Origin of the sequence: Mucilaginibacter glaciei, from assembly GCF_014773245.1 — a bacterium.
In the GTDB taxonomy this organism is placed as follows: Bacteria; Bacteroidota; Bacteroidia; order Sphingobacteriales; family Sphingobacteriaceae; genus Mucilaginibacter; species Mucilaginibacter glaciei.
In genome coordinates this window covers 248,514-267,650 of the sequence record NZ_JACWMX010000001.1, presented here as the reverse complement: position 1 = coordinate 267,650, position 19,137 = coordinate 248,514, and the positions used below count along the sequence as shown (strand labels likewise).

Sequence of the window (19,137 nt, the reverse complement as noted above, 5' to 3'; positions counted from 1 at the left end):
GACATGAGGAAAATATTTTTGGCTATAGCCGTTATTGCTATACTTATTATTACCGCAGGCTTTTCGTATCAACCGGCCAGTCACTCGAGTTTTAAAAATCAATTTTTAGAGCTAATAAACCGTACCCGCGAAAAAGGATGTACCTGCGGCAACACCTACATGCCACCTGTCGCCCCTGTCGTTTGGAATGATAACCTGCAACAATCTGCCGAAGGGCACGCCAAAGATATGGCGCGGCAAGAATATTTTAGCCACACCAGTAAAGATGGCCGCACTATGGAAACCCGCATTGTTACATCGGGCTACAAATTTAAGGGGTTTAAAAGTTTTATGATCGGCGAGAACATCGCCTTTGGGCAAAACGACATTGCCGAGGTTATGGCCGGTTGGTTTAGAAGCGAGGGCCATTGCAAAAACTTAATGAACCCCGGTTTTAAAGAAGTGGGCGTTGCCGAGATCAATAAATACTGGGTACAGGATTTTGGCGGCCGCGAATCATTCAGTGCCGAACAGCAGCGGTTGATAAAGGCTGGAAAATACCGTTTGATCCAGCAAGATCCGATAACATCACATTAAGCGTTCGGCTCTTCCTTTTTCTCTTTTTTAGGCATAGGGCCGCGTTTGTAAATTACAAGGCCGTTTAAAAAATTACGGAGCAGCTGATCTTTACAAGGCTGAAAGTTAGGATGATCATCCGCACGAAAAATGGCGCTCAGTTCCGTTTTTGTTGTGCGAAAGTTAGCCAGTTTCAGTATTTCGATAATATCGTCATCACGCAGGCTTAGGGCCACACGCAGTTTTTTCATCACATCATTATTGCTCATAGACTGCTGATTATATTTTTTTAAATATCACAATCCCGTTATGCCCGCCAAAACCAAAGGTATTACTTAATGCGGCGTTAATTTTTTTGTTGATAGCTTCTTTGATTACAATGTTTAAGCCTTTGGGGATTTCCGGATCGATAGTTTCGGTGTTTATAGTCGGCGGTACTATGCCCTCGGTTATCGCCTTAATAGCAACGATAGCTTCTACCGCCCCTGCCGCGCCTAACAAATGGCCCGTAATTGATTTGGTTGCACTGATATGCAAGTCCGCGTTATCTTCAAACACCGCTTTGATCGCTTTAGATTCGCTGATGTCACCAACAGGGGTTGAGGTAGCATGCGCATTAACGTAGTCGATATCTGCAGCGTTTAAACCCGCATCATGTAACGCTCTTTTCATGCCCTCTATTGCACCCTTACCTTCCGGATGCGTTGCGGTGATGTGGTATGCATCAGATGTCATGGCGCTACCGGCAACTTCAGCATAAATATGTGCACCACGCGCTTTAGCATGCTCGTATTCTTCTAACACCAACACGCCGGCACCCTCGCCCATCACAAAACCGTCGCGCTCTACGTCAAATGGCCTTGATGCTTTAGTTGGGGCATCATTACGGGTCGACAATGCCTTTAAAGAATTATATCCGCCTATAGACGCTTCACTGATCGGCGCATCAGAACCACCGGTAATAATTATTTTGGCCTGCCCCCAACGAATATAATTTGCTGCATCCATAATAGCCGTATTAGCACTCGCACAGGCTGAAGCTGTGGAGAAGTTAACCCCCATTAAACCAAACTTGATAGAAATTACACCTGATGCCATGTTAACCAGCGTTTTTGGAATAAAGAAAGGGTTAAAATGCGGCTCGAACCCCGATGCTGCGTATTCTTTATACTGCTGTTCAAAAGTCTCCATGCCACCTTGCGCAGTACCAAATATTACCCCCACATCAAACGGCGACATGGTGTTTATATCAAAACCCGAATCATCAATGGCTTGTTTGGCCGCGATAAGAGCATATTGGGTATAAAGATCGCTCCGCTTGATATCATTCCTATCCAGGTAAAGTTTAGGGTCAAGGTCTATTATCTGCGTGGCAAACTGTGTTTTAAATTTTTCGGGATTAAACCGGGTAATAGCTTTAGCCGGGCTGTTACCTTCAACTATATTATTCCAAAAACCGGCAACATCATTTCCTACTGCAGAAACAACACCCAAACCGGTAACAACAACTCTTTTCATCAATTATTAAACAATATTTTTATATAATATTTATCGCAAAAGTACTATCGCTAAAGCAAAGTTTCGTATTTATTTACCAGCCCATTATTCCCATAGTGCGTACAAACTCTGGTTGTAAAGCTGCATTAATGGTTACCAATTCGCCGCTTACAGGATGTTCAAAAGATAATTCAGATGCATGCAGCATCATGGTATCCAGTTCCCAGGTTTCCTTAAAAAGTTTATTTTGCTTATTACAACCATGTGTCCGGTCGCCAATTATAGGGTGGAATATATGGGCGAAGTGCTTTCTCAGCTGGTGCATCCTACCGGTTTCAGGAGCTGCCTCTACCAGCGAATAGCGCGAAGTGCTATGTTTGCCCAAAGCTACTTCCAACTCTGCCCTGTACAAAGTTTTGTACCGGGTAAAAGCCTCTTGTAAGGTACCGTTCTCTTTACGCAGCGGGTAATCAATCTCTTCCATATCCGGCGTATAACCGCGCAAAATAGCCAGATATTTTTTCTTTACCCGATTTTCCATAAAGGCCTGCTGCATGGCAATCTCTGTAGGCTTATCAAACGCGAATAATAATACGCCGCCCGTTTTACGGTCTATCCGGTGGGCAGGATTAACTTTCTTACCGATCTGATCACGCAGTAGCTGTAGCGCAAATTCTTCTGCATCTGCAGCTATAGATGAGCGGTGCACCAGTAAGCCGTGCGGTTTATTGATCGCGATCAAATGGTCGTCTTGATAAAGTATCTCCAGCATCAACTTAATACAAACTGAAACTGCCCGGTAATTTGGTTAACAGCGTTTAATTCCGTTAACACAACCGGCGATGGGTCTATACAATAAACGGCGCTCTCTTCATCTCTCGAGGCTACGCTTACATGCGTATCCCCGGAGTGTTGCGCAAATAGTTGCTGCGCCAGCTCGGGGTTGTTGTTATCTTTAGATAGATGCGCCAATAGCAAGTGGGTCATGTACGGCGATTTATGTTCGATAAACATATCCAATGCCTGCTTATTGGATAAGTGGCCCTTGCCACTACGAATGCGCCGTTTTAAATAAAAGGGATACCTGCCCTGCTCCAGCATGTCTTCATCATAATTAGCTTCCAGGAAAGCAGCATGGCACTGCCCAAAATGGCGGATGAGGTGTTCGCAGGGCGCGCCAATGTCTGTAAATACCCCAATTTTAGTATCGCCATTGCTGATCATAAAACTATGCGGCTCGACAGCGTCATGATGCTTTGGAAAGGCGATTATTTCTAAATTACCGATTTGAACAGGTAAATATGATTTTAAAGTGCAGCAAAGTTCTTTAGGTATATCGCCACAATGATGAACCGTACCATCGGTGATATAAACAGGCAAACGGTATTTTTTTGCCAAAACAGCCAGTCCGCGAATATGATCTGAATGTTCATGCGAGATAAATATAGCCTTTACCAGTTTCATGGATAAGCCGAGCCGGGTCATCCTTTTCTCCGTTTCTCGGCAGGATATACCGGCATCGACCAGGACCGCTTCGCGCTCATTACCAACATAATAGCAATTGCCGTTACTCCCCGAATTTAAAGACGCAATAAACACCGGCATAGCCTGCAAAGTAAAACATTTTAAGCTGATAGAAAAAGCATAAAACGTGTAAATTTTTAATTGAAACGAAACCCCGAAAATTGTATTAATTTAGTACTCCTGAAATGAGAGTGCTGCACCTAAATATCTGTAAAACCTTACGATAGTTTATAGTCAGCGAAAGCCTGATCCTACAGTTTTAGTCTTGGGTTGAAGTGGAGACTCCAACCAGAAAAAAACCCCGCAGAAGATATCTGCGGGGTTTTTTAATATAAAATGGTTCCTTAACTTGTTACTTAGACGCTGAAACCTGCATTGGGTTAACCCCTACCGACTGGCCACGTACGGGGCCTGCGCCACCTGCACGCTGTTTAAACAGCTGGAACTTTGAAGGCTCAGGTATTTTACCCCAATGGTTGTTGCTCTCGTCAATATCGGCGGTTTCGCGCATTGGGTCAAGCTTAATAGAGGTAACCTCTTTATCCTGAATATAAAATTTAGATACCGAACGTTCGTTTAAACGCCATACCTGTGCAGGGATACGATCTACTTGTTTGGTGCCATCTTTAAAAGTAAATTCTACGATGATAGGCATTACCAAGCCCCCTTTATTACTAAAGCTCAGTTCGTAGAAAAACTTGTTGGCATATTTTGCCCTGTCGGCGTCGGTAACGGCTTCCGGCGTATTAGGCTGCGCATTTGCGGCCTGGGTTTTCATAATCGATGCGAACTTAGCACTATCCACACCAATCAATCCCCTGTCGTATTTCCAGTAAAAATCTTGCGTTGCGGTATCCCTGTCGGTAAGGAATTTGATGTTCTTGTCATTCTTGTTCCTGCTCTTGGAAAGATCTTCAAAGCTGTTTACGGTTGCAGGTGCAACCTTAGGTGCGCCATTTGGCCTCCGTGCAGCCGGCATCTTGCCATCCAGGTCGGCCTTCGCATATTTAACCGAATCTAAGGAGATATCAACCGGGTCGGTTCCGTAAAACCAGCCTCTCCAAAACCAATCCAGATCCTCGCCGCTCGCATCTTCCATGGTGCGGAACAGGTCGGCAGGTGTAGGGTGTTTAAAGGCCCAACGGCGTGCATATTCTTTAAAGGCATAATCAAACAGCTTACGGCCCATAATAGACTCACGCAAAATATTTAAGGCAGTAGCCGGTTTAGAATAAGCGTTAGGGCCAAAGCGTACAATATTTTCAGAGTTGGTCATGGTTGGCTCTAATTCATTTTTAGGCAACTTCATGTAATCAACAATGGTGTAGGCTGCTCCTTTTTTGCTAGGGAACTTATTGTCCCAAAGCTCTTCGGTCAGGTATTCCACAAATGAGTTCAAACCCTCGTCCATCCATGTCCACTGGCGCTCATCGCTATTCACGATCATTGGGAAAAAGTTGTGGCCTACCTCATGGATCACTACGCCTATCATACCGTTTTTCGTGCTTTCGCTGTACGTACCATCCTTTTCGGTACGGCCATAATTAAAGCATATCATCGGGTATTCCATACCGTTAGATGCCTCAACAGATTGGGCTACGGGGTAAGGATAAGGGATTGTAAAATCAGAATACGTTTTTACCGTGTGGGCAACCAGCCTTGACGAATATTTATTGTACAGGTTATAGGCTTCTTTACCATAATAGCTCATGCACATTACAGTTTTGCCGGCCACTTTCTGGCCCATGCCGTCCCAAATAAATTTACGTGATGATCCAAATGCAAAGTCGCGTACATTATTCGCCTGGAAAACCCAGGTTTTTTTAGCCGTAGATGGTGCCTTCTCCGCTTTCTTAGCCTCTGCAAGCGTAACAATTTCTACAGGAGCAGTTGCCGTTTTAGCACGGTTGTAACGGGCCATTTTTTCGGGACTTAACACAGCACTATAGTTAATACATTCGCCTGTACCACCAATAACGTGATCGGCAGGTACGGTGATTTGTACATGGAAGTTACCAAACGTAAGCGCAAACTCGCCACGGCCGGTAAACTGATGGTTTTGCCATCCCTGAAAATCGCTATAAACACAAAGGCGCGGGTACCACTGCGTCATGGTGAATAAGTAGTTACCATCTTCAGGAAAATACTCATAGCCACCACGGCCACCAATAGCAAGCCTATCGGTGATTTTATAGTTCCAATCCAGGTTGAAGATAAACTGCGCACCAGGTTTTAATGGCGTTGGAAGGTCTATCCGCATCATGGTTTTGTTGATGGTATAGCTTAATTTTTTGCCGGTTGCATCGGTTAGTTTAGTGATCATATCACCTAAACCGTTATCCACATCGCCATTACGGCCGGCAGAGCGATCTATATTTTGAGTAGTTGAGAACCGCGGCATTGATGAGCTGCTCTGGTAATTGGCATTATTTAAGGTGTTGTGCTCGTTCTCGTCTAACTGTAACCAAATGTATGTAAGCGGATCTGGCGAGTTATTAAAATACGTAACGGTTTCACTACCTGTTAACTTCAGGTTCTTCTCATCAAGCTCGCACTTAATGTTGTAATCTGCCCGTTGTTGCCAGTATTTGGTACCGGGTGCACCACTGGCGGTACGTTGTTCGTTCGGCGTATTCAGGATGGTACCTAACTGCTCAAACTTGTTACCGTGGTTGCTGCCTGGGTTGTTTTGTATATCCTGCGCAAATGCCGCACCGATTATACTTAACGAAAATAGAACGCTTGTAAAAATCCGCTTCATATTTTTATGGGGGTTTAAAGAATCAAATTTAACTTAAAATGGCAATCTTTCAAATGCCATCTGTAACGATAATGCAAATACACCTGCCGAGATAAAAAACACCCAATCGCGGCGGGTAACTTTTAAATATTTTATAAATAATAAGGCAAAAAGCAGCACCACAGCAACTACACAGATTTGCCCGGCTTCCAGCCCGATATTGAAACCAAAAAGCCCCATCGCAATCGATTGGTCTTTTGCCAGCATGATCCGGATGGCGTTTGCAAAACCCATCCCATGGATCAGCCCGAACCCAAGAGCCAGGTAATAATTCACTTTGGCACTGCCTTCTTTTTTATCTATCCGCAGGATGTTATTCAATGCGGTGATCAGTATGGTGCAGGGAATTAAAAACTCTACCCACCTGCTTGGAAACCTAATAATATCCATTACGCTCAAGGCCAGCGTTAACGAATGCCCAATGGTAAATGCGGTAACCAATATCAAAACCTGCTTAATATTACCGAAAGTGTAAACCGATGCCAATGCCAAAATAAAAAGCTGGTGATCGAGCGCATCAATACTGATAATATGTTTCCAGCCCAGCCCAAAATAAAAAAGAAAATCCGACATAATAATATGGGCGTTGAAAGCGTAAATTTAAGACGTTTTTAACAGTATTAAAATCCCCTTATACTATGAGTGCTTTTTTAGCTAAATCGCTATTATATTGTTACATTTTTTCGTCGGCTTTTTTTGTGCATAAAGTGCATCGCGCAAACTTTCATCCATTACATGTAAGCACTACAGATGTAAGCTTTAATGCACAAGACGGGCAAATGGAGGTTATTTGTACCATTTTTACAGATGATTTTGAAACCGCTTTGGAAAAACAATTTCATACCAAAGCCGATTTAAACAAAGCGGATATGCATAAGGCAATGGATGTTCTGGTAAAAAACTATGTAGACAGCCATTTGCAATTAAAGACGGGTACCGCTCCGCTTGCACTTAATTACCTCGGTTTTGAAATAAACCGTGAAGCAGTTAACGTATTCCTAGAGTCGGCTAAGATGACGGCTCCTAAAAGGATTGACGCGGAGATAAGCCTGCTGCAAAACGTTTATGACGATCAGCTAAATATTGTTCACATGACGGTAGCAGGTAACCGAAAGAGCGCCAAACTCGACTACCCCAACAAAAAGATAACGCAAGTATTTTAGCTAAATGCTTTTAGCAATAAAGTTTTATTATAAATGTTTACTTACTTTTAAAACCACAATTTATTTCAACTTGCATCAGTAACTTGTAACGGGGCGTTTGCAGGGATATTAAATTTCATTTTAAAGCATAATTTTTTGATATTTGCAAACCCCCACGCACAATAAACCATTGAATTATAATTAGTATATATTGCTAATAAAATGGATGCTAAGTGTATGCAATCGTTGCCGGTATTTACAATTGAGCATACATTAGGGCGCGAATGTTTAATTACATTATGAATAAAAACCGTACATTAAAGCGATTATTAGATATATTATTAAGTTTAGCAGTTATTATATTCGTACTATCCTGGCTTTTACCGTTATTGGTTATCATCATAAAGATGGAGTCGGCAGGGCCGGGAATTTTCAAACAAGAACGGTCGGGTAGAAATAATAAACCTTTTTGGTGCTACAAGTTCCGCAGTATGCGGGTTAATAATAGTAATGCCCAAGCCATCAAAGGCGATTTCCGTACCACGCGGATGGGTGCATTTATGCGCCGTACCAGTATTGACGAGCTTCCTCAATTTTTTAATGTTCTTTTTGGCGAGATGAGCATCGTTGGCCCCCGCCCGCATATGCTTAAACATACTGAAGAATATAGCCTTACGGTCGATCAATATATGGACAGGCACTTTTTACGCCCGGGTATAACGGGTTGGGCGCAGGTAAATGGCTATCGTGGCGAGATCAGGGACCATGAACAGATCATCCGCCGTACCGAGTACGATATATGGTATATAGAGAACTGGACTATTACCGGCGATATCCGCATCATCATCAACACCATTGTAAGTGTAGTTAAAGGCGACGAAAACGCTTACTAACCTGGCTTACTTCTAATTGATCTACATCTTATTTTGCTTTAGCATATTTGAACAGTAATATGTTACCCGGGTTAAGTGTATTGCCCTCGTTAGATATGTACAGATTGCCCTGCTTGTCAATGGCTATCCCTTCGGCCTGTAAAAATAAACTTGCATCTAATGGGATAGCTTGTTGCACCGTCCAATTCTCATCTGTTACTACCAGCAACTTATTAACCGATGATAAGATATACCACTGTTTAGTTAATGGATTTTTTGCCAACGCCGATGGGTGGAATTTCATTTTGCGTTTACCGCCGGATAATTCAGCAATCTTTTTTACATTAACCTTAAAATTCCCTGCGGCACTCATTGCACCATCCGCCGCTACGTTAAAGATAAACCCGCTACATTCTTTGTCGTGCTTATCGCCGGGGCATTGCTTGCATAATGCATACAATTTATTAGCCGGTTGGTCTGCATAGAGGCCTTCATATTCGCCGGCGGGCAACATATCTTTAAACTCCTTAATATCACTTAGCTTACCGCTGTTTACTTCACTCAGTGCGAGGCTGTAGAACTTACCGTCGCTGCGCATTATAACTATTCGGCTGCCAACGACGGCAATATCCTCGTAATCACCATGCTTAGCGAACTTTACAGACTGCACTTTTTTTTCGCCGGGGCGAAAATAGTACACATTACCATCTTCGTCCTGCTCGGCATAAATACGGCTGGCATCTCCGTTATTATAAGCGATGCCCGAAATTTCTAACAGTTCGGAGGGCATAGCGTACTTAACAGGTTTACTCAGATCATAGCCGGAAGGCCCGTATGCGTTAGTTTTTTTTGACTGGCTGCAAGAAGATCCGATAATTCCTATAAGCAACAAAGAAAACATGGTAGCTTTTTTCATTGTAGTATAATTATTAACGGCGCCTAATTGTTTAGTAAACTGTATATTTCTTTTTGCGACTGGATAGCTTTATCGTCTATCGCTGGCTTAAGCTGATTTAATTGGCTGTCAATGATCACCGCCTGTACATTATCGGCCAATTGCAATTCAATCATTTGTATTAACTGCTGCTTTACTGCAATATCAAATATGGGAAAGCAAACCTCTATACGGTTATAAATATTGCGGTTCATCCAATCGGCCGATCCCATAAACACTTGCGTATCGTTGTTATTATTGAATAAGAAAACGCGCCCATGCTCCAGGTAGCGGTCTACAATACGTTTGATGGTGATATTCTCACTTAGATCCTTAACACCGGGTACCAAACAACAAATACTCCGGATGATCAACGCTACCTTCACTCCCGCCTGTGATGCCTCGTACAGCTTATCTATTAAAACCCGTTCTTCCAGGTTATTCATTTTTATAGTAATACCGCTTGGCAAACCATTTTTTGCATTGCGTATCTCCCTGTCTATCAACTCTAAAAACCGCGACTGCAAGTTGAACTGCGCCACTAAAAGATGCTTAAACTTGATTTGGTTAGCGGATGAAGGCTTTTCACGGCGGGCTAAAAATATAAACAACAGTTCAACCTCGCGCAGCAGTTTGGGGTTGGTGGTAAAAAGAATGTGGTCGGTGTAAAATTTAGCCGTACCCTCGTTAAAATTACCTGTGGCTAATAAACCCGAGTATTTGATACGGTTACCCTGGCGTGTTTTAACCAATGCTACTTTTGCGTGTACCTTAAGCGCCGTTACGCTATAAATGATCTGTACGCCGGCAGCCTTCATTCTCTTGGCCCATTTTAGGTTGTTGGCTTCATCAAACCTTGCCTTGAGCTCAACCAACACGCGTACCTGCTTGCCATTCTTAGCCGCGCTGATCAGTGCATTCACAATGCGCGAGTTACTGGCTACACGGTAAAGTGTAACATTTATCTCTTCCACGTCGGGGTTATTGGCGGCCTCGTTAAAAAAACGCAAAACGGTATCATAGGATTGGTAGGGCGTACTTACCAACATATCTTTTTTAACAATAGTGCTTACAAGGGGCTCGGTGACGGTAATCCCGGAACTGGTCGCTGGCCATCTTTGAAACAACAAGGCATTATCCTCTACCGGGAATGCCGCAAAATCTTTCAGATTATGATAATGGCCACCTTGTACGGTTGTAGCATTTTGCAGATCAAGAAACTGAATAATTTGCTGCAAAATACGTAGCGGCATATCTGCCTGGTATAAAAAACGGGTCGCCAGCCCCATATCGCGTTTATTCAACTGGGTCTCCAATTGTTCGGCCAGATCATCCTTATACTCATCCTTCAGATCAAGCTCGGCATCCCTTGTTATTTTAATACTGTAGCAATTCTCAATAACAGCGTTCTTGAATAATTTATCCAGGCTAAACCTCAGTATATCGTCCAGAAAAATCACTACCTGTTCATCACCTGCGTTGGCAGTATAAAAACGAGGCAACTCATCAGAAGGGATATTGAGCAGCACCAGCTTCTCTTTGCCGGCATCCTGTAATTGCACCACGTAATAAAGCTTGTTGTTCTCCGGGAAGAACTTTGTTTGATCATTTAGTGCTAGGGGCTGCAAAAAGGCCAGCACCTCCGTCAGGAAATAACCGGTCACCCTATCCAATAAGGCATCGGGCAATGGCTCATTATATAAAAGATGGATATTATTGGCTTTAAGCTGCGGGAGTATCTCCCGGGTCAGTATCTGACCAAATTTTTGTTGCTGCGCCAGTATCATGTTGCCGGCATTGTCTAAAGCACCGGCGTGCTCATCGGCATCTATATCATTATTTTTCTTTTGGCCAACTTTGGTCAGTGCCCTTAACACAGGCATCCGCACACGGTAAAACTCATCAAGGTTAGACGAATAGATAGACAGGAATTTAATACGATCAAGCAAAGGTACCTGCGCATTGGCGGCCTCATCAAGCACACGCTCGTTAAAGGTTAACCAGCTTAAGTCCCTGTTAAAATATTGAGGTAGCATACCCGGGAGGTTTTATTTTGAACTAAATAATGCCGAAGCAATAATAAACGCCACAACCGAACCTATTAAACCAAACATGAAAATATTGTAGGCGATGCGCAGCAGGCGATACTTTTTACCCAAAACCACGCCTTGGGCATACACGTCTTTTATCAAACTGTCGTACAAAAAATCGGTATCGTGCATCATTTTAGTCATCCCATAGGCATATTCGTCAAGGCCCATTTTATAAAAATTACCAAAAAACAACAGGTTCACCTTCTTCTCGTCCACATCATCACGCGTAAAGGTTCCGGGCGGGATGGAAGGGCGCGTAGCCAGGATAGAAAACGTCATAGCCAATAAACTAACGGTCAGCAATATAAAAGTCGGTACCGTTAAATATTCATATTCACCCAGGCGGCGCAGCAATAAACTGATAATGGCCGATAATATTATGGAGTTAACGGTTATCATGATATGAGCCTTATTATCAGCCATATCACTTAATCGCTGGTGATTGGCAGAGCTAATCCGGAACATAGTTTGTACGCCCTTGTCCTGCTTATCGGCTTTTTCCTTTTTACTTTTGCTATCTTTTGGTGTATCGACTGTGGCGGGCTTGTCTGCAACGGTGCTATAATCCATCATTAAGCCGGGTACTTCTTCCGGCTGCTTTTTTTCTTTCAAATCCTTTTTCTCGTCTTTCTTATTTTTTGCATCCACCTTTTCCTGCAACTTATTCAAATTCTTTTGCTTACCGTCGCTCAGTAGTAATTGAGCGTAATCGGTGTGGTAATGATGTCCCTGCAAAAACGTAATGCTTTTAACGCGCCATTCCTGCTTGCTTATTTCTGTATTACTGATATTTTCAACCTCGTTATGAAGCAATTTATCCTTATCGGCAAAATCATCGGTACCCAGGTGAAAAAGGTCGGCATCACAAATAATTTGTTGCAACTGCGTTCTAGGCGACTGTGGCATTTTTGTAGCCATAATGCAATCGTCGATATCTTTAATTACCGCATCATCAACTTTACGCTCTTTCAAAAATGCATCGGCAAGCTTAGCACTTTCTTCCTCGTGAGCTTTCATATCAACCATGTAGCCCAAGTCATGAAACCAGGCTGCAGCAACCACTACAAAAAAATCACGATCATTCAACTGATAGTGGTTGGCTATTTGTGTTGCCTTGCCGGCCACGTATTCTGTATGCTGTTTGCTATGGTATATAAGGGTAGGGTTGGTGTGCTGTTTATAATAATCCAGCGTGTACTCATTAACCTGTTTTAGTAAGTGTTGATAGTTCATGTTTTTTGATTACGTAGATGTAAAAAACAGCTGTTAAAACGTTTTTTTAGCATTAGATGTTATACAATATCAAATACTGTTTACTTTGCGTATAAATATAAAAATTTAAATCTTTAGCCGGTTAATAATGCAAACAGCCAAAAAAAGCCAAAAAATATTCATATTCATTGTTTTACAACTTGGTTTCTTATTCCCGGCAATTGTTGCAGCACAAGACACCCTGGGTTTTAGGCTAAGGATGCAGCGTTTTGATGATAATGTGATGCTCGATATTGCAGCTCACCGCACACCAAAGCAAACCAAGGTGATGCTTTTTTTTACGCACTCTTTAGATTATGGTAATGTTGCCGTGCCGCTTGTACTACTGGGAGGTGGCATTATACGTAACGATAGCCAAATGCGCCAAAACGCACTTTATGTGGCCAGCAGCACGGCAGTAACAGCAGGAGTTACCTTACTGCTAAAAACTATATTTAAACGGCGCAGGCCATTCATCCAGAATTTAAAAATAGTTGCTGTCTATGATCCAACAAGTACTTCCTTTCCTTCGGGGCACTCTTCAACAAGTTTTGCAACGGCTACGGCCTTGTCAAGCGCGTACCCTAAATGGTACGTGGTGGCACCGGCTATGCTTTGGGCGGGCTCTGTTGCCTACTCGCGGGCTTACCTGGGTGTGCATTATATGTCTGACGTAACTTTTGGGGCATCATTGGGCGGTGCGAGCGCTATTTTGTTAAGATCAATAAAAAAGGACAGGCTGTAGTTGAGCGCAGTAACCGGTACATCTTGCTTAAGTCATAAAGAACATTTGCGACAGTTAAACCCTTACTTATTAAGTATTATTGTATAAAAAATAAATACATCGATGTTATCCGAACCTACCTACCTTCCGGCTCGTATGGTGGCTCCTACCATCGAGGCACACTTTTCTAAACATTTGCTGGCAGCGAGTTCTCTTGACAACGAAAACCTGGCAACAGCACCCGACACCAATATTATTGAGGCGGTAATAGATATAGCCTTTTGGGCAAGCCTGCGCCGGGAAGAGGGCCACTCGCCGACAGTATCGCTGGCATTGTTGCAGCCACACCAGTCGGATCAACCCCTAATATTTGGAGAAAAACTACGCTTAACTCCGCAAAACTTAATAAAATTAGCACCTGCCGTTGAGCAACCGGGAATTCACTTAGGCGTTTGGCCCGAGGGCGACGACCTGTTTATTTGGGGTACAACCCACAGCATCCCGGCTATTTGCTTTGTTTTAGAAGTGGTTGAACCTGGTTTGTTAGTCATTAAGCACCGTCGGGTAGGTGGCTTTGGCAAATTTGTTAACATTGCCGTATTACAAGGCGATCAGATAAAAATATTAGACGAAGTGACTATGGGCATTGCCGATTGCCCGTCGCTGCTATCATCTTTAGAAAACATGCCACTGCCGCAATCTATCGGCGAATCATTTAATGTGCTGGTGCAACTTGCATCGTCTATGCGTAAGCACAAACGGGGCGGCTTGGTACTTATAGTGCCGCAAGAGAGCAGCAATTGGCAACCATCTATTGTACAACCTATTAAATACCCGGTTACTCCGGCTTATAGCGCAATTTCTGAATTAATGGCGTTGCGTAACTTGCAAAAGGACAGATTGGAGTGGCGCGAAGATCTTTTAGAGGCCATTGACCTAATAGGTGGTTTTACCGCTGTAGACGGGGCTACTATCATTACCAAGCAATACGACTTGTTAGCATTTGGTGTAAAGGTTGGCCGACCGGAAAATAGCGCACCCGTAGGCCAGATTATCTTTACAGAACCCATAGCAGAAGGCAAGGCCATAAAAATGCACCCGGCGCAAAGTGGCGGCACACGCCATTTGGCCGCAGCCCAATTTGTAAGTGATCAGCATGATGCGGTAGCACTTGTGGCATCGCAGGATGGACAGTTCACCGTTTTTGCCTGGTCTGAACAGTTGAACATGGTGCATGCGCATCGCATAGATGTTTTACTTTTATAATAAATTAGCCTAAGCTCCACATTTAACCCCAAAGGTTATGAATCTAAATACTTTTTCAAACACACCATTTAGTTTGTGCATCTCCTTCCATTTGCTGATTGCGCATTACGAGGATGTAGCTGCAAATCAAACCGGTTTCAGGGCCGAACATGCCAAACAGATCCTTAAAGAAATTGAGCCCTTCCCAGAGTTAAGGACAGGAATAGATGACCTGGTACTGTTAGAGGAAAAATTAGAGCCGATAAAACGCCTTGTTGCCGACCTTTTCCCGGAAGCGCTGACTGACAATGAGATCAAGGCCATCACCGCACCCTTCCAGGATTTTTTATTTAACCCTACCAATCGTTTTAAAAAGATACTGAATAATGCCGGGCCAAAATTTGATATCGGCATCCGCGATTTTAACGACCACCAGCTATACATATTCAGTTGCTGCCTGATACTAAAGGATCATTACGACCAAAATTTTGATTTTTCGAAACCTTTCTTTTACGATATCCCTACTGCCGCCGGCGTAATAAAACACTACCGCATTTTATACAATGCCGATTTTATGGAATTGGTGCCTACCGAACATGCCGTAAAGCTTACTCCTGAGGACATTGACCTGTTGAGGGATAACTTTGACGACCTTGAGCTTTGGAAAAAATACTTCCCGGTAAACAGTTGGATGCTCAAAGGCTTTGCCATCGTAACCCTGTTTGATGCGACGGTTGAGAATGCTGTATCGAGCTTAAAAGGAACCTTACTTGGCGCACCATACAACGATGACGTTTATGAGAGCGTACTTTCGGTATTCCGTTCTATATACAGGATGCCCAACCTTAAAATTGGGTTTACCACGTTTAATCCTGATGAGGATAAATTCGGGCTGGCTACCTTTAATTCCAGGCTAAAAAGCTATCTGCTATCTGGCGAGCAGGAAGATACCTGCGCCAATATGATGTGTGTAGCGGAATTTGCCAACCTGGTTGATCAAAAAAAATACTTTGCTGTATCTGATGTAAAGAAATATCTCGAAAAAGAACCTGATAACGTGTTGGCGCAACGATTTGATAATGAAGGTGTGCAAAGCTTTATATTAGGGCCGGTGGTAAAGAATAACAACCTGCTCGGCATTATTGAGTTAGTTTCTGAGAACCCTTATGAGTTGAATAGTATCAACGCCAACCAGCTGGCAATTGTTATGCCCTTCCTGACAGACACGATAGACAGGCAGTACACCTACATGATCAACCAAATCCGAGCGGTGATCCAAAAAGAATATACCACTATCCATCCGAGTGTATACTGGAAATTTCAACGGGAGGCGGTTAAGTATATCGACATGCACGGCCAGGGAAAGGAATACACACTAAAAGAGATTACGTTCAGAGATGTATATCCTTTATATGGACAGATAGATATCAAAGGGTCGTCTGATACGCGTAACATGAGCGTACAGCTTGACCTGGAAGATCAATTGAATACACTGATCCCGCTATTAGATCAGATACAACCCAGCTTTAAAGAAAGCTTGCCGGCGGAGCGCATAGACAAACTGCGAAACATGGCTAACGAACTACACCTGCCCTTACGTGCCGATACAGAGCAAATGATCCAGACTTATCTGGAAACGCATATAGACCCGCTGTTGAAGAAAGTGGTTGAGCAGCAGCATGCCGATGCGCCTGATGTTAAGGCCTACCTATTAGAAACCGGCCAAACGGGCGAATTTCATGAACACCGTAAAATGTACGAGACTACGGTGGCGATGATCAACGAAAAAATGTCGATAATGTTGGATAAATGGCAAAACAAAGTACAAACAGCATTCCCGCATTATTATGACAGGTTTAAAACCGATGGCGTTGAGCATAACTTGTACATAGGCCAGTCTATTATACCCACCCGCACTTTTAACATGGCTGATCTGTATAACTTACGCCTTTGGCAAATCCAGGTGCTTTGCCAGATGGAGTACGAGCATCACCGGATTAAAGATACGTTGCCTTACCCTCTTGATGTTACCACCTTGATATTAGCCTTTAGTCAGCCGCTTTCCATCCGGTTTAGGATGGACGAGAAACGTTTTGATGTGGATGGCACCTACAATGCCCGTTTTGAAATGGTTAAGAAACGTATTGACAAGGCCTTCGTGAAAAACACACGCGAACGGGTAACCGCCGTGGGCAAGCTCACCATAATTTATACGACAAAAGAAGAGGAAACGGAGTACAAAAAATACATTCACTTTTTACAATCAAAAAAAATGCTGCATCATGAGATTGATGTGTTGGAAGTAGAAGACTTGCAGGGGGTATCGGGCCTAAAAGCGCTGCGCGTAAAAATCTGCTATGACATTTTACCCGACCGCCGTTGCTACACCTATGAGGAAATGATAGCCGACACTAAGAAAAATATGTACCTGATATCATAAAAGGTTAATTTAAATTAAGCCAGCAACCGGTTCCATTCGGGGTGGCGTTTTAAATATGCCTGGATATAAGTACATAGTGGTACCAGTTTTAGCTGATGCGCTTCCATGTAGGTAAATGTCTTTTCAACCAGTGCTTCGGCAACGCATTTACCTTGCAATTCGGCAGCGACTTCTGTGTGTATCAGGTATAGCTTATTGTCTTTTGCCTTGTAATCTATAAAAGCGCGCTGTCCATCCACAAAAATTTCAAAGTTGTGGATGTCTTCATTATTCTTTATTTCGATGTCGCTTAAATTCATGATAATGTGATTTACTACTCATTAACAACCAACGCGAACGTCTATGTTTTTTTACCTTTAAGTCAAGCTATCAATCTATAAACAAAAACGGGCCTAATTGCTTAAGCCCGCGTTGATACAGTTATTATTGCTTCACCTTTTTAAACTGTAACGAAGTATAAAATGCCAGCAGGTAATCTATTAGCTTTTTCATATAAATATAGTTTGGTCGGCCAATTTCAGCTCCTCAAAGCTAACAGTATGCGGCCGTTCTTTATATATTTTAAAAGTCACTTTTGCATTCATTTTAATTAATTGCTCAACACTTTCCTCCACCCTGCTAACGGGTACATGCGGATCGGGGTCGCCGGTGGTGATCAATACAGGCGTGCCGGCAAAATCGCCGCTATAATTGGTTATATCAAGCTCCTGACCTATCAGGCCACCTGTAAAGGCAACAGCACCGCCAAAGCGTTTGGCGTTACGGGCAATGTATTCAAGCGTTAAACACGCCCCCTGCGAAAACCCCATAAAGTAGATGTTATCTGCACCAAAACCATCTGTTACCGCCTTCTCAACCGTCTGGCCAATCAACTCTAAAGTTGAAGTTAACGCCGGTTCGTTATCCGCCACCGGGCTCATAAAGCTATAAGGATACCAGCTGTTGTTGGTAGCCTGCGGCGCGTATAGCGCCATATCCTTTACGTTTAAGTGAGCGGCTATCCGCATAATATCTTCAGCCGAAGCCCCTCTACCGTGGATCATGATGAGGGCGGCATTTGCACTGGCAGCGGGGTGGCCGCCAGTGATTATCTGTTTGCTATGTTTATACATTTGTTTATTAACTTAAGGCAGGTAAGGTCTTTTCTAAACTGCTACGGTACTGTTCGTACTGCGCAGGTAATTTTAGGTGCTCGCCTAATGTTTCAACCGGCTCATCTACGCTAAAGCCCGGGTTATCGGTTGCCAGTTCAAACAATACACCACCCGGTTCGCGGAAGTATAATGAGTAAAAATAGTTGCGGTCAATTTTATCGGTAATGTGCAAACCCAATGCAGTTATTTTATCGCGGTACTGCATCAGTACTTCCTCATTCTTCACCCGGAAAGCCACATGGTGTACAGAGCCGCCTGCTACATGCCCGGCAACTTCGCCCGCAACTTCAACCAGGTCTACAATGTTTGCGCCGTCTACAGCATCAGTTATAAAGCGGTAACGGTTCACATGCTGCTCTAACAAACGGTAGCCAAATACATTTGTCAGGATATCTGCCGTGGGCTGCATTTTATTGGTGGTAATGGTTACGTTATAAAAGCCTTTAGTAGCATTCTCCGCTTTAATTTCTTCTGTTTCCCAGGGCAGACGCGTATCTGTCGCTTTCCCGGCAATCAATTCCAGCTTCAAGCCATCGGGGTCTAAAACGGTCAGGTATTTCTCGCCGAACTTTTCAGAAACCTTGTTGTAAGTAATATTATGTTTTTCGAACCTGTCTATCCAGAAATCAAAGCTATTTTCGGGCACCGAATAACCGATCTCTGTTGCCTGCCTTGCCCCTCTGCGGCCCGCACCAATATTGCCCCATGGAAAGAAAGTAAGGATAGTGCCGGGCGTGCCTTCCCGGTCGCCATAATATAAGTGATAGGTTTCGGGGTCGTCAAAATTAACGGTCTTTTTAACCATACGCTGGCCTAATATCTTCGTGTAAAAATCGTAGTTGCGTTTGGCCTTCCCTGCTATTGCAGTGATATGATGTATTCCGTTTACAGTAGTTTCCATTGTGT

Annotated in this window: 18 protein-coding genes; 6 read left to right on the top strand and 12 right to left on the bottom strand. The window is 43.3% G+C overall.

Annotation, left to right across the window (positions count from 1 at the left end; all coding sequences use genetic code 11):
* Positions 1-3 precede the first annotated feature (3 nt).
* Complete coding sequence (locus IDJ76_RS01265; RefSeq protein ID WP_191159921.1) at positions 4-576, top strand: CAP domain-containing protein; 573 nt, start codon at positions 4-6, stop codon at positions 574-576.
* Here the strand turns inward: IDJ76_RS01265 and IDJ76_RS01260 are convergent.
* The 6 genes from IDJ76_RS01260 to IDJ76_RS01235 form a co-directional block, all read right to left on the bottom strand.
* Positions 573-824 (bottom strand): DUF1456 family protein, encoded by a 252-nt coding sequence (locus tag IDJ76_RS01260; RefSeq protein ID WP_191159919.1) that lies wholly within the window; start codon positions 822-824, stop codon positions 573-575. The two genes, IDJ76_RS01265 and IDJ76_RS01260, sit on opposite strands and share 4 nt — an antisense overlap.
* 10 nt (positions 825-834) lie before the next feature.
* Positions 835-2,073: a beta-ketoacyl-ACP synthase II gene (gene fabF, locus IDJ76_RS01255; protein ID WP_191159917.1), complete on the bottom strand. Its 1,239-nt coding sequence runs from the start codon at positions 2,071-2,073 to the stop codon at positions 835-837.
* A 73-nt stretch (positions 2,074-2,146) separates the two neighbouring features.
* Entirely contained in the window at positions 2,147-2,824 is a 678-nt protein-coding gene (locus IDJ76_RS01250) for a pseudouridine synthase (RefSeq protein WP_191159915.1), read from the bottom strand.
* The gene (locus tag IDJ76_RS01245) at positions 2,824-3,657 is read right to left on the bottom strand and encodes an MBL fold metallo-hydrolase (protein WP_191159913.1); all 834 of its coding nucleotides are present in this window, start codon (positions 3,655-3,657) and stop codon (positions 2,824-2,826) included. The genes IDJ76_RS01250 and IDJ76_RS01245 overlap by 1 nt, the downstream gene beginning before the upstream one ends.
* A 271-nt stretch (positions 3,658-3,928) precedes the next feature.
* Positions 3,929-6,337, bottom strand: a complete 2,409-nt coding sequence (locus IDJ76_RS01240) for a M1 family metallopeptidase (protein ID WP_191159911.1) — start codon at positions 6,335-6,337, stop codon at positions 3,929-3,931.
* A gap of 33 nt (positions 6,338-6,370) precedes the next feature.
* Positions 6,371-6,949, bottom strand: coding sequence for a HupE/UreJ family protein (locus IDJ76_RS01235; RefSeq protein WP_191159909.1), 579 nt, complete (start codon positions 6,947-6,949; stop codon positions 6,371-6,373).
* Positions 6,950-7,014: 65 nt separating this feature from the next.
* Here IDJ76_RS01235 and IDJ76_RS01230 point away from each other — a divergent pair, with 65 nt between their 5' ends.
* Together IDJ76_RS01230 and IDJ76_RS01225 are read left to right on the top strand one after the other, a co-directional pair.
* Positions 7,015-7,539 (top strand): DUF6702 family protein, encoded by a 525-nt coding sequence (locus IDJ76_RS01230; protein ID WP_191159907.1) that lies wholly within the window; start codon positions 7,015-7,017, stop codon positions 7,537-7,539.
* Positions 7,540-7,817: 278 nt separating this feature from the next.
* Positions 7,818-8,411, top strand: coding sequence for a sugar transferase (locus IDJ76_RS01225; RefSeq protein WP_224746150.1), 594 nt, complete (start codon positions 7,818-7,820; stop codon positions 8,409-8,411).
* A gap of 28 nt (positions 8,412-8,439) precedes the next feature.
* Here IDJ76_RS01225 and IDJ76_RS01220 read toward each other — a convergent pair whose 3' ends face one another.
* The 3 genes from IDJ76_RS01220 to IDJ76_RS01210 are packed head-to-tail and all read right to left on the bottom strand — an operon-like array spanning position 8,440 to position 12,650.
* Positions 8,440-9,306 (bottom strand): SdiA-regulated domain-containing protein, encoded by an 867-nt coding sequence (locus IDJ76_RS01220; protein WP_191159903.1) that lies wholly within the window; start codon positions 9,304-9,306, stop codon positions 8,440-8,442.
* 23 nt (positions 9,307-9,329) lie between these two features.
* Positions 9,330-11,360 carry a polyphosphate kinase 1 gene (ppk1, locus tag IDJ76_RS01215; protein WP_191159901.1) on the bottom strand — a complete coding sequence of 677 codons (2,031 nt, stop codon included), beginning with the start codon at positions 11,358-11,360 and terminating at the stop codon, positions 9,330-9,332.
* A gap of 12 nt (positions 11,361-11,372) precedes the next feature.
* The gene (locus tag IDJ76_RS01210; RefSeq protein WP_191159899.1) at positions 11,373-12,650 is read right to left on the bottom strand and encodes a Pycsar system effector family protein; all 1,278 of its coding nucleotides are present in this window, start codon (positions 12,648-12,650) and stop codon (positions 11,373-11,375) included.
* Positions 12,651-12,777: 127 nt separating this feature from the next.
* Between IDJ76_RS01210 and IDJ76_RS01205 the strand changes: the two genes are divergently transcribed.
* From IDJ76_RS01205 to IDJ76_RS01195, 3 genes are all read left to right on the top strand, one after another.
* Positions 12,778-13,413: a phosphatase PAP2 family protein gene (locus IDJ76_RS01205; RefSeq protein WP_191159897.1), complete on the top strand. Its 636-nt coding sequence runs from the start codon at positions 12,778-12,780 to the stop codon at positions 13,411-13,413.
* A gap of 102 nt (positions 13,414-13,515) precedes the next feature.
* Positions 13,516-14,658: a putative sensor domain DACNV-containing protein gene (locus IDJ76_RS01200; RefSeq protein WP_191159895.1), complete on the top strand. Its 1,143-nt coding sequence runs from the start codon at positions 13,516-13,518 to the stop codon at positions 14,656-14,658.
* A 37-nt stretch (positions 14,659-14,695) separates the two neighbouring features.
* Positions 14,696-17,077 carry a GAF domain-containing protein gene (locus IDJ76_RS01195; RefSeq protein WP_191159893.1) on the top strand — a complete coding sequence of 794 codons (2,382 nt, stop codon included), beginning with the start codon at positions 14,696-14,698 and terminating at the stop codon, positions 17,075-17,077.
* Between the two features lie 14 nt (positions 17,078-17,091).
* Here the strand turns inward: IDJ76_RS01195 and IDJ76_RS01190 are convergent, their stop codons facing one another.
* From IDJ76_RS01190 to IDJ76_RS01180, 3 genes are all read right to left on the bottom strand, one after another.
* Positions 17,092-17,376: a GNAT family N-acetyltransferase gene (locus IDJ76_RS01190; RefSeq protein WP_191159891.1), complete on the bottom strand. Its 285-nt coding sequence runs from the start codon at positions 17,374-17,376 to the stop codon at positions 17,092-17,094.
* 189 nt (positions 17,377-17,565) lie between these two features.
* Positions 17,566-18,189, bottom strand: a complete 624-nt coding sequence (locus tag IDJ76_RS01185; protein WP_191159889.1) for an alpha/beta hydrolase — start codon at positions 18,187-18,189, stop codon at positions 17,566-17,568.
* A gap of 7 nt (positions 18,190-18,196) precedes the next feature.
* Positions 18,197-19,132, bottom strand: coding sequence for a ring-cleaving dioxygenase (locus IDJ76_RS01180; protein ID WP_191159887.1), 936 nt, complete (start codon positions 19,130-19,132; stop codon positions 18,197-18,199).
* Positions 19,133-19,137 lie beyond the last annotated feature (5 nt).